The following is a 12,166-nucleotide window of genomic DNA, read 5'->3' as shown; positions in this document are numbered from 1 at the left end:
CAGTAGACTTCGCCCGGAACGCCGTACCGCATCGTCACGAGAGCCCTCATGCGTCAGCCCTCCGCCGATGACCCCCACCGGATCGTCGCCCCCTCGAAACCGGCGGCGGAAAACGCGTCCACCTGGGCCTGGACCGGGACGGACGCACCGCCGCCGTCAAGGTCGTCCGCACCGAACAGGCCCGCGCCCCCTCTCGAGGTCCCGCCTCCGTCCCCGGCGGCTCCCGGCCTCCGGCCGGACGCACCCCGGCTTCCGTGGCCGATACCGGCCACGAGGACACGGCCCCACCACCCCTCCCCCACCGGGTCGGCCGACCGGCACCGGTGAAACGGGGCCACCGCCTCGGCGCGACGACACCACGACGACCACAAGGAACGATCCACCGTGCATCCCCTGGCCCCCTCGGACCCCGTCCGTATCGGACCGCATCGTCTCCTCGCTCGACTGGGGGCGGGAGGCATGGGCGAGGTCTATCTGGCCCGGACCCCGGCCGACCGTCTGGCCGCCGTCAAGGTGACCAGAGCCGAGTTGGCCCAGGACCGTGAGTTCCGCGCCCGGTTCGCCCGCGAGGTGCGAACCGCCCGTATGGTCACGGGCCCCTTCACCCCGGCGGTCGTGGACGCCGACCCCGACGCGCCGGCCCCCTGGATGGCCACCGAGTACGTTCCCGGACCCACCCTCAAGGAGGCCGTGCGCGAGAACGGCACCTTCCCGGAGCCGTCCCTCCTGGTACTCACCCTCGGTCTGGCCCGTGCCCTTCAGTCGATCCACGCCGCCGGGCTGGTGCACCGTGACCTCAAACCGAGCAACGTCCTGCTCTCACCGCGTGGGCCCCAGGTCATCGACTTCGGCATCGCCCGCGCCGTCGAGGGCACCGTCCTCACCAAGACCGGCCAGTCCTTCGGCACCCCTTCGTACACATCCCCCGAACAGGTACTGGGGCAGGAGGTCGGCCGAACAAGCGATGTCTTCTCCCTCGCCGGGGTGGTGGTCCACGCCGCCACCGGTCGGGCTCCCTTCGGGAAGGGTCCGGCGGCCGAGGTCCTGTCTCGACTGGTGAGCCGGGACCCGGATCTGGATGGAGTGCCGGAAAACCTGCGCCCCCTCCTCACCCGCTGCCTCGCCAAGAACCCCACCGAACGCCCCTCTTCCGACGAGATCCTCAGCGAACTCTCCTCATTTCCGCTGCCCGCCGCCGAACATGGTTGGCTTCCCATCGAAATCAATCGCTCGATCGACGTACGGCAGCAGGAGGCTCGGCAGGCCGTCCACTCTGGAGGGGCCACCTCTCGGGGAGCCTCCGGCTCCGATGTCCCGAGACCGAAGAGGCGGCGCGCCGGTCTCATCGCGGCGGGGGCCGGTACGGCCGCGCTCATCCTCGGAGCAGGGGTGGCTTTGGCCGTCGTCTCTCCTTGGAAGGGAGACGAAACGACCGAGGAGATCGCCACCGGACAGGAAGGATCACCGGAGGACTCCGTGGAGGAAGAGGACGCCCCCGGGATCAACGGTTCGGTCTACGGCCTGTTCTTCACCCCGGACGGGGACGAACTGTACGTTCACACCGCTACCGAACTGACCCGTTGGGCCTGGGAAAGCGGGGAGATGCTGGAACGTTACTCCACCTACCCGGGTTCCTTGGACATCGCGGACGACGGAACCGTCGTCACCGCTCATCAACCGACCGTACTGGTGCGTGATCCCGACTTCGAGACCCTCGCCCAGTTCAAGCTCGCAGAAGAGCCCAGCGAGGACATCCTCTTCCATGACACCGTCTCGATCAGCCCGGACGCGTCCCTCGTCGCTCTGACCGTGGTCACTCAGGAGAGGGATTCCCGCCTCTACCTATGGGACTGGCGGGAGGACACCGTCGTGTTCTCCACGGAACTGGAGGAACCACTGCTCGACATGAGGTTCGACCAGACCGGGGAACTTCTCCTCCTGACCTACCGTGACATCTATCCCCGGGTCTTCGTACATGACGTCGAGACCTTCGAAGAGGTCGTCAGCGGCCCGGGGAGCGCACCGGACAGCGAGTACGACTTTCAGTTCTACCCCTCGGCGATCTCCCCCACCGGAGACATCATGTCGATCCATATGGACGACCATGTCCTCGTGTACGACTTGGAGAAGGGGGAGAACCTCCACGAGATCCCGCTTCCCCTTCACACCGGCGGCCTGGTCTTCTCACCCGACGGGACCATCCTGTACTCCTCCGGGGCCTCTCGAGCGACCGGTGACGAATCCGGTGGGCGAGCCTGGGACGTGGCGTCCGGGGAGGAACTGACCTCCGGACACACTCTGCTCTTGGAGAAGGTCACACCCCATCCGGACGGAGAGCTCTTGGTCACCGTGGAGGACCAGACCCTCCTCGTTCTGGATGCCGAGACCTTCGAGTTGGTCTCCGAGATCGGCTGACGGCCTCCCCCCTCCACACCTGACGGGTGGTTCGCACACCCGCCGGTTCCTTCGGTCCACGCGACATCGACAAGGCGTTCATGCTCCCCCTCCATCCCCACGACCCCCCTTTTGTCGGCCCCTACCGCCTCTTGGCCCGGCTGGGCGAGGACGTCGACACACGCTCCTACTGGGCCACCGGCCCGAACCGACCACCCGTCCGGGTACGGATCGCACGACCGGAAAGGGCCACCGACCCGATTTTCCGAGCCGCCTTCGCCCGAAGGATGGAAGTATCCCTCGCGGTCTCCGGACCTGACGTGGCCCGCGTCGTGGACTTCGACCCGACCTCACCCGTCCCCTGGGTCGCGGCCGAGAACCCTCCCGGAACGGACCTGGCCACATTCGTACGGACACACGGCCCGCTCTCCGTCTCCGCTCTGCACGCCCTCGCGGTGACCACCGCTCGAGGCCTGGCGTCCCTTCATTCCATAGGACACGCGCACACCGAACTGCGGCCACAGAACGTACTGCTCGATGAGACCCGGGCCCTCCTGTCGAGTCCGGCCGCGTCCTCTCTGGACGGCTCGAACGACACGTACACCTCTCTCACCCCACCGGAAGGGCAGGGGACCCCGGCGGGGGACGTGTTCTCCTGGGCGGCCGTCCTGTGCTTCGCCGTGAGCGGTACCACCGACCCGAGAGGGGTGGAGAGAATGCCCCTTCACCTGCGCGGGGTCGTCGACTCCTGTCTCCAGGCCTCCACCAGGATGCGACCGAGCGCGACCGACCTGATCGAGATGCTCGGTGGCGCCGCCTCCTCGACCTCATGGCCGCCCGAATTCGGCTCCCTCATCACCCGGGGAGCGGACGAGATGCGCCGTCTGATCCCCGAGACACCCGCTCCCCGAACGACCGATCATCGAAAACGACTGCTCGGCATGGCGGGGGCCGCTCTGGCCCTGACCTTGGTAGCCGGTACCGGGATCACCTGGGGCTACCTGCGCCTCAACGACGGAGACGAGAGCCTCGGCTCCGAAGAGCCTGAGACCGGGACGGAGGGACTGATCACGAACGCCGATTGCTCCGAGGAATCGGCGTTTCCTTCGCCCTCCGGTCCGATCGAGGACCTGGACGCCATGCAGGTGGAGTTCTCACCTGATGGGCGTCTTCTCGCCATCGGCAGCTTCAATCACGGGCTCACGCTCTGGGACTGGCGGAAGGGCGAGGAGTTCGCACGGCCGATCGAGGAGTTGAACGGCATAGGTTCCATGGAGTTCGCCCCCATCGGGTGCATGGTCGCGGCGACATCCCTGCGCGACGACGCCGACCAGGAACAGGACTACCGGGTCACCACCACCTACGACCTTCCATCGGGTGAGGCCGTGGACCATCTCGGAGTCCAGCCTCCCCCGGGCCCCGACGGAAGCCTGACCCGCCGTTCCCTATGGGACTTCTCCTTCAGCACCGACGGCGCCTACCTGGCCATCGGCAACCGACCCGATTTCATGGAGGAGAATCGTGAGGCCGTGGGGATCATCGACATGCGGACCGGAGAGATGAGCACCACCCTCGCCCTCAGATCCGCCTACAACCTCGCGTTCCTCGACGAGAGTCGACTCGCCGTCGCCACGGGAGGGGAGATCTCCCTCTGGGACGTGGAGACGGGCGAAGAGGTACAGAGAATTCGAAATGTCATCGAGAACAGGATGGCGGTGGTGGAGGGAGAGGACCAGATCGTCCTCATCCGTGATGGCCGGATCGACTGGTTGGATCTGGAGGACGAATCGACGATCGTCTCGTTCCCTTTGGACGACTACTCCAAGGCCGACGAGACCGAGCAGGGCGCGTGGATCAACGACCTGTCCGTCGACGGGGAACGCGGCCTGGTCCACTTCTCATGGAGCACCAGAAGCGATGATCCGGACCCGGACGATCTGGGCACCGACCGAGAGAATCAGACTCACGGCCACCTCTGGGAGGTCGAGAGCGGAAAGGACCTGCTCGACGGGAACGAGACCCTGATGACCCGCCCCGTCGCCTTCCTCCCCGAAGTGATCGCCTCCGTGAACCAGGACGGCGGCGTCGATCTGATCGACCCAGAGACCCTGGAGGTCACCGACGTCATCGGATGAGACCGACTTCGGTGACCTCCGAACGATCACGGGCCCTCGGGCCGACTCTCTCGGGTCGGGGGAGGTCCTGTTATCGGAAGCCCAGGACCGTGACCCCGCCCCTGTCCTCCTCTGGACGCTCGACCATGACCACGGAACCGGGTACGGCCAGGAACCGGTCCTCACCCAGAAGATCCATCGTGACCTCGCGGTCCTGAGACGCCAGGGAGGTGTCCAACCTTCGGGGAAGAGCGACCTGTTCGGTCTCGTTCTCCCCCGCCCAAGGGGCCACCGTCAGGAGGTCTCCCGTCCCTCTCCCCGGTTCGAGCTTGAGCAACGACTCCTCCAGAGGAAGGAGATAGGCCGACACGGCCTGTGTGCTCACCGCGTACTCGCCCGTGGTCGCCACCGTCTCTCCGTCGAAACCGCGCAGCTCGTAGTTGTAGACCCGTTCCTCATCGGTCCGGTCCGACAACAGGTAGCCCGTCTCCAAGGTCCTGACGAGGAACCGGTCGCCCCGTTCCTCGACCCCTTCGCCCACGACCTCTCCGGATACGGGGTCGATGACCACCCTCTCGGCGTATCGTGTGCCGCCCTCGGGCTCATAGACGGATCCCGCCTCGTCGACGGCGAGCAGCCCCCCGATCCGACGGAGACCACCGTCCGACACCAGGAACTCTTCATCGGCCCCGGTCATGGACCACAGAACGGAACCGTCGTCGAGGTTCAGAGCGGTCAACTCCGTCTCGCCCGAACCGCAGACCGCCCGTACGACCACCGTTTCGGGGAAGACGACGGGACGCTCCGTCCGCTCGACCTTCGAGTCTCCGCAGGAGAACAGATCCTCGGTCCGCCAGAGCTCCTCACCGTCCACGTCAGAACGCAGGAGCGCGTCCAACCGGGGCTCGGGCGGAAGGGACAGCAGACCCGCGTCGGTCGCCGCGTCCACGTCGAAGACGCCCAACTCGGAGACGTCGCCCGGCAACGTTTCCTCGTGTTCCCCGATGACCTCACCGGTGGCCCCGTCGAGGACCACCCGGCGGCCGGCGACCCCCTCATCCTCCTCGGAGGCCGCACCGTTCTCCGACCGGTCCTGAGGTTCGTCCGGGAAGAGCACATGGACTCTCTCCCCCGAGGCGGAGACGTCCGTCCACACACGGGTGCCCTCCACCCGATAGCTCCATCGTTCCTCTCCCGAAGCCCCATCGAGAGCGACGACGCCGTCCTCCAAGCGCACCAGAACACCGCTCGGCAGGGGGGAAAGGGTCGGAAAACCCGTGGCCTCCTCGTCGGACCATTCCCACGCCTGTTCCGTGACCGTTCCCGGGATCCCGTCGGAGGACCACTCCCCCGTCAAGGGCTCGTGCCGGACACGGGAGTCCCCTCGTAGCACCAGCCAGCCCCCGACGAGCACCGCCACGAGCACGATCACCGCGCCCCGAAACCACCAGGAGCGCAACAACGACCCGATCATCAGTCCTCTTCCGGCCTACCGCTGTCGTCAACGCTGGGATTGTTGTTGTTATCGACCTTCGAGTCGCTGTATCCCTCTTTATAGGTCTCGAGGATCTCCGCTCCTCTTCCGTCATCGACCCCTGAGAGGAGTTCCACGATCTCGTCCTGGACGTCGTACATCACATCGCTGTCATAGCCGACGATCGCCACTCCCCCGTCCCGGTACTCGAGGTGATCGTAGCCCGCGAGATCCTCGGCGCTCAGCACGTCGTTCTCGATGTAGTAATCGACGATCGAAGTTCCCATGCCGATGTGGTTGGCGCTGATAGAGGTCTCGCTCTGGGCGTTGGTGTCCGGCACCGGGCCGAGGTCGAGACTCACGGAATCGGTGGCGGCGTTGGTGATCGCGCTCTGCGCGCCGGAGATCATCTCGCCGATCACGAGATCCGTCACAGGACTCTTCGTCGATATGAGCGAGGCCGGTTTGAAGGCGAGATCGATCAAGAGCTCACGTCCGGCGACCTTCCTGTCATAGGCCTCCTTCTTCGCGTCGTCCTCCGAGCTCATCCGGCTCTCGGCCTCATTGATCAACGCGCTGTTGATCAACCAGTCGAGTCGGCTGGTGTCCTGACCGGCTCCACGCGGGGAGAGGTCGTTCTCGAACATCTCGGAGACCAACCCCTGAGAGTGCATCTCGGAGATGGCGACCATGGAGGTGGCCGCCTCCGGCCCACCCGCGACGTACTCGAGGAACCTCATCCTCTCGTCCTCGCCGATGAGCATCCTCCCGCTCGCGTCACTGAAACGAACGCCCTCTTCGGTGTTGTTGAGGCTGAACTCCTCGACGTAGGCTCCGAAGACGTTGACCAGGCCATTGGCCATCTCATGGTTGACCTGGGTGAAGGAGAGACCGCTCTGGCCGAAGAACTCACCCTGGTTCCCGCTGTACACACCGCCGGTGAGGTCGGTCATACGTTCGTAGCGGTCCTTGTCGGTCAAGAACTCGATCAGGTCCTTGGCGACCTCGTCCACCTTCTGGGTGTCCTCCCCGGCGGCCTCTCTGGCCTCCAGGATCCAGTCCGTGTAACCACTGGCCGCGGCGCCCCCATCGGTCCATTCCTGAGTGAAGATGGCCTCTAGGGCGGCGTGCCGCTTCTCCTCGCCGTGCATGTCGGAGCCGAGCCTCGGGTGCTCGTACCAATCTCCGGGACCGGAGATCATGTCGGCGTTCGCGTCGGCGTTCCTCGTAGCCACGCCCAGCACGGACTCCATGTGCTCGATGGTCTCGAAGGAGTGGAGCGCGTGGGGATCGGAGAGGGCGTCTCCGACCGTCAGGCCCATGGTCAACGACAGGCCCCGGCCACCCTCGATCCCCTCGGGCACATGGCCGAAGAGATTGCCGAGACTCTCCCAGTTGTGATCCTGCATCCCGAAGTTCGGATCGCCCTCGACGGCGAGCCGCACACTCGGGGGAAGGTCATAGTAGCCGCCGGGAACGGAGTCATCTCCGTGCTTGAGCCGCGGATCGCTGAGAACGAGAAGCCCGGTGCCGAGGGCACCCAGGAACAGCTCCGAGTCCTCCTTCCCCATGAACTCCGGAGCGATGTTCGCCAGATGAGCGACATCCACTGTCTCCTCGAGCTTGTCATAGAATTCCTTGAGGAATTCCATGTCCTGAGGATCCATCTCCGCACCGTCGACGTTCCGGGCTTCCTCGGCCCGCCAACCGACACTCGAGAGAATCGCCATCAATTCATAGTAGCGATCGTCCAACGGCTTATCGCCGTTGACGTATTCGAGCACCTCATCGACCATCTCCTCCGGGTCGATGTCCTCCGGAATATCACCGAACGAACCACCGAGGTTGAAGTAGGACCAGTTGATGTAACCGCCGTTCTTCAACCTCTCGATGGCGTCGGGGGAAGGAGCCCCACCCCGAAGGTCGTCCGAGATCTGTCCGACCTCCTCGGTCGCCTTCGTATGAGCGGTCTGCTCATCGCCCTCGAGCTCCTCTATGAGAGCCCTCAAGGCCTGCTCCGCCTTCTCCGACTTCGAAGTCCAAAAAGGCAGATTCGGGAAGTCGATCGCCGAGGTCGAGCCGTAGTCCTCACCGACCTCGGAAGCCTCGGTGTTCCACCTCTCGACAAGACGGGTCCGCTCGTCCCTGTAGGTCTGGAGCACGTCGGCGAGCTCCTCCGTCAGAGCCGCGCAGAAGTTGATCGCGCCGGCCGCCTTCTGCCACTGGACCTGATCCTCGGTTCCCATGGAGCTGATGTTCCACATGATGAGGCTGGAGAACTCCATCGCCGCATCGTCGTGGGCCCCCTCCAGGTCGTGGGACCTGCCCAGGATCCTGGCCTCCATCGTTGTGAGGTCTTCGGCATAGGTCCTCAGCAGAGAGGGGCTTCCCTCCACCACCTCGTTGAACTCCGGCCGGAACCCCTTATAGGAGACCAGCCCCGGGATCGAAGCGTCTCCGCCCTGAGACTCACCAGGCACAGCTCTCTCCTCCTACGTCAGTTTCCGAAGTTGACTTCAGGGATATCGGGCCAGGCTCCGCGGTAGACGTCCTCGGCCTCGTAATCGGCCTTCGCGATCTCCGCCGCACCGCTCTGGGTGTCCTCCGCGAGGTTCAGACCGTTGGTCTGAATGATCTCCAGCTCCGGTTTCACCTCGGACCTGAAACCGCTGTAGCCGCTCGAGGCGTCGCCGGCCGCGGACATGATCCGAGTGATCAGCTGATCGAAGTCATCGTCCAGACCGACCATCGCCTGCGCCAGCCCCTCGGCGACCTCACCCTTGCTGTATCCCTGCCAAGGATTGGCTTCGAGCTCGTCCACGAGCCATCCACTCCGTTTCCTTCACCAATGAAAAATCGACCGGGCAATTACAGAGAATGATCGAGACGCCACACAGAGCTCTGATCTGGAGATGAACGCTCCGGCATCCGAGACGGCCCTCGGTTCCCGATATTCGACTACAGGAACACACGAAAAGTTCCTCATGCGTCCAACACGGAAAGCCATCATCCGGCCGAGAACGCCGCTACCCCCGAGGAGACCACCAAGACCGACGCAGAACATGTGGGGGATAGGGACATCAGTTTGTCGACCTCGACTTCGATCCGACCGGAAGAAGGTCCGGGAACACCTTGATCCGCCTCACCCGACGGCGTACGGCCGGCGTCCCGCGGTACCTCAGAACCAATACAACAAGCGGCGGCCACGGGACAAGGGGCGCACAACGACCGATCGACATCTGATCGGTCGGGCAGGAGGATCCTACCGAAGGCACATGAACGCGTCGTCACCGACCGGTATCGGTCTCGCCTCCTCTTACCGGCAAGAGCCCGAGAGGTGGCGGTGTACAGGGGATGAGCGGGCGCCCGACCGAAGGAACACGAAAGCCGGACTTCTTCCCTCAGGTCGAAGCCCGGCAGGGTCTGCGCGATGGACGGAGGATCGGTGGGCGGGACCCCCGTCTACGCTCGCGGCTTCAAGAGAGACCCGCGACTCTCGGGATCTCGTCGAAGGGGTACTCCCGCACCAGGACCGCCCCCGGAACCTCCTGAAAGGTCCCCGGCCCGAACTCCCGATCCTGCCCCCAAAGCGGAAATATATCGTCGACGTAAACCTGAATATCGAGGCTTACCACTATCTCCCTTTCTCCCCCCCAAGAAAAAACCGAGATTCTACCATTTTCTTCATACCGCCCCCTGTGCAGCGAAAGAAGATCTCGCCCCAGCGGCAGCAAACCCGTAACCGAATGACCCTGGTATCCATCGACAGCGATACTCCTAGCGACCTCGCCAGAAAAATCTCGAAATTCGAAATACCTGCAAATTGATTCATCTTCGAGCTTTTCCGAAAGGCTGGAAATATATCCTTCCTCTAGAATACGGACAGGGTCATCTCCAACCATGCTTGGAATTTCGTCCGCGACGATCTCACCTTTGCCGGTATCGACGATTACTGTCCCGCGCAGCTGTGCGTGGTTCTGCAGAACTGCCTTATCGCCGACAGGAGCAAAAGTAACATCATCGAGGTTTTCGAAGTGATACGGAGTTTCAGAGAAGCCAAGTCGCCAGTCCTCAACACCGCTGTCGGGGTCGAAGGAGACCAGCATCGATTCGTCCATCCCGCACTCCAGATGGACCACGACCCCCGTGGGAGAGAAGAACCCGCCCAGGATCGAGGTCACTCCGCTCGATCCTTCGTCACATGTGATCTCATCACTCGACCATCGGGACTCGCCCCCCCCAGTCCTCACGCCGGACAGAAGCGGCCTTCCCCTCCTCCAAGCGGGCGAGAACGAACCCGTCGTCCGCCATCAGCCCCAGGTCCTGGATGACGAAAGCTCCCTCTTGGAAGTTCGTGTCCTCGATCTCTCGCACCAACTCGCCATCCGCCGTGTCCAGAAGGATCATCGACCCCGGAGAGGCGATCGCCGCCAAAGAGCCGTCGGGGGAGACCGCCGAGGCGGAAGAGACGCCTATCTTCCGATAGCTCCAGGCTTCCCGGCCGGTACTCGTATCCAGGGCCACCACGCCATCGTCAAAGACCAGCAGGGCACCCTCAGCGAGAGGAAGGATCCTCTCCACGACCATCTCCTCATAGCCCACCCCCTCCCACACCCATGCCTGTTCGGAGACCGTTTCCGGGATCTCCTCGCCCCCATCGAGGCGGTCGTTCCTCACATGGACGACCTCACCGACAGCGGGTTCTCCCCCCTCGGTATCAGAGGTCTCCACGGTCGAGCATCCGATGGCGACCATCACCAGCGCACCCACCGAACAAAGAAGTCCAAGCCTCATACCGAAAGAAAGGGGAGAGATTTCATTAATCACACAAGATCAATTTTCCCGAGTAAGAGAATTTTCCAAGAAATCCAGAATATCAAAGTACGAAGCATCACCCGAAAACTCTCGCGAATTCAAAGGGGGTCGATATCCGCCCCCCTCGTCTTCAATAAGAAGCTTCTCGGGAAAATCAGAGAAGTCGACAACACCTTGGTCGATCAAAAAATCAGCAACCTTCACGGCCGATTGTATCTCGATCGACGACCAATTCCCAATAACGACTGAATAAGCTTCTCCCTCGTCAACCACAGGGGCCGACCCCAGAGCCTCTTCCATACCATGGATACCCCAAACCTCAGGGGTCAGAACTTCACCCCACCTTGCATCAATAAATGCATAGTCGGAGCTGAAATCTCCACGGATAGCGCGGTGAACAGGATCATTTGATTCTCCTTCGTAGAGCCTTCCCTCGCTATAGTCAAAAACCTCGACAGGGATTCCACTCTCATTCAGTGGAAAAGTTTCGATGAAATCGATACTCCCACTACTCTCAACCGATACAACGTGTGCCACATTTTCGCCCTCGCATGCCAAAGAAATATAGACGCCCGCCCCTCCGGACGTCACACTGACATCATCTTCGTCCAGGTCCCGATCATTACAGAGCTCTCCCATCCCCATACGCCATCGCTCTTCCGGTTCAGTTGATTCATCTCCTCTTTTTTGAGCGACAACTTCAACCGGATATTCTTCCACAAAGACGCGAGCGCCGGACATGCGAGTATCATTCAGAACATCGAAATCCTGGACAAAAGGAAAAACTACACTGGCTTCGATCTCACCTGTCTCGACGTTCAAAGTCACCTCTGTGACCTCATGAGAAGAATCCGAGATCGGTCTATAGGAAATGACAACATTCTCAAGCGACGAGTCAAAGGCGACCGCAACCTCGGCATCGAAAACCTGGTACCTCCAGCTCTCATTCCCGTCAGTACGATCCACTCCATAGACGCCATTCTCAGTCACCGCGACCATGGAGCCTTCGACAAGGACAAAACGGGTGACCTCAGGGTCATCTACCAGGCCCACCACATTCTCATACTCATACTCTTCTACTTTTTTCGGGGACTGGGAGCCGACGTCCCCCAAAACCCTGTGTTCCACCTCAGGGTCCCATGACTCCGTGGAACCAGGTTCAGAAAAATAAGAACACCCCACGACCACAAGAGCCAAAGAGGCCACAAAAAAGGAGGAATAAACCTATAATTCATTTTCATGCACACCAAAACCCGGCGCCTGAACCGAAAAGCGAACACGACCATATGTAACCCAAAAAATTTCAATGCACCCCTCGCAGCCTCCTCAAAATCCCCAACACGGATTTAGCAAAAACACGAGCCACGCC

General features: G+C 62.5%; 8 protein-coding genes. 2 read left to right on the top strand and 6 right to left on the bottom strand.

Translation table 11 applies throughout. The features are described 5' to 3' along the window. Nucleotides 1-384 precede the first annotated feature (384 nt). Both TR33_RS18075 and TR33_RS18070 read left to right on the top strand, forming a co-directional pair. The gene (locus tag TR33_RS18075) at nt 385-2,415 is read left to right on the top strand and encodes a WD40 repeat domain-containing serine/threonine protein kinase (RefSeq protein WP_042284343.1); all 2,031 of its coding nucleotides are present in this window, start codon (nt 385-387) and stop codon (nt 2,413-2,415) included. A gap of 26 nt (nt 2,416-2,441) precedes the next feature. Further along, nucleotides 2,442-4,529, top strand: coding sequence for a protein kinase family protein (locus TR33_RS18070; protein ID WP_042284341.1), 2,088 nt, complete (start codon nt 2,442-2,444; stop codon nt 4,527-4,529). 70 nt (nt 4,530-4,599) lie between these two features. Here TR33_RS18070 and TR33_RS18065 read toward each other — a convergent pair whose 3' ends face one another. From TR33_RS18065 to TR33_RS26670, 6 genes are all read right to left on the bottom strand, one after another. Beyond that, nucleotides 4,600-5,982 carry a PQQ-binding-like beta-propeller repeat protein gene (locus TR33_RS18065; RefSeq protein WP_052358192.1) on the bottom strand — a complete coding sequence of 461 codons (1,383 nt, stop codon included), beginning with the start codon at nt 5,980-5,982 and terminating at the stop codon, nt 4,600-4,602. Beyond that, nucleotides 5,982-8,381 (bottom strand): TPR repeat domain-containing protein, encoded by a 2,400-nt coding sequence (locus tag TR33_RS18060; RefSeq protein WP_159068802.1) that lies wholly within the window; start codon nt 8,379-8,381, stop codon nt 5,982-5,984. Before TR33_RS18060 ends, TR33_RS18065 begins: the two co-directional genes overlap by 1 nt. Before the next feature lie 98 nt (nt 8,382-8,479). Beyond that, a complete protein-coding gene (locus TR33_RS18055) occupies nt 8,480-8,803 on the bottom strand; it encodes a hypothetical protein (protein WP_042284337.1) in 324 nt (107 codons plus the stop codon). Between the two features lie 655 nt (nt 8,804-9,458). Beyond that, nucleotides 9,459-10,163, bottom strand: a complete 705-nt coding sequence (locus TR33_RS26675; protein WP_159068801.1) for a hypothetical protein — start codon at nt 10,161-10,163, stop codon at nt 9,459-9,461. 31 nt (nt 10,164-10,194) lie between these two features. Beyond that, nucleotides 10,195-10,809, bottom strand: a complete 615-nt coding sequence (locus TR33_RS18050) for a PQQ-binding-like beta-propeller repeat protein (RefSeq protein WP_159068800.1) — start codon at nt 10,807-10,809, stop codon at nt 10,195-10,197. A 6-nt stretch (nt 10,810-10,815) separates the two neighbouring features. Further along, on the bottom strand, nt 10,816-11,925 hold the full coding sequence (locus TR33_RS26670; protein WP_159068799.1) for a hypothetical protein: 1,110 nt from the start codon (nt 11,923-11,925) through the stop codon (nt 10,816-10,818). Nucleotides 11,926-12,166: the final 241 nt, after the last annotated feature.

This window comes from Nocardiopsis alba (assembly GCF_000710955.1).
GTDB classification, from domain to species: domain Bacteria; phylum Actinomycetota; class Actinomycetes; order Streptosporangiales; family Streptosporangiaceae; genus Nocardiopsis; species Nocardiopsis alba.
The sequence above is the reverse complement of the archived record's forward strand: the minus strand, read 5'-3'. Positions and strand labels throughout refer to the sequence as shown.

Coding starts and splice junctions, on each gene's coding strand:
- TR33_RS18065 (WP_052358192.1), bottom strand. CDS start 5,982: ATGATCGGGTCGTTGTTGCGCTCCTGGTGGTTTCGGGGCGCGGTGATC.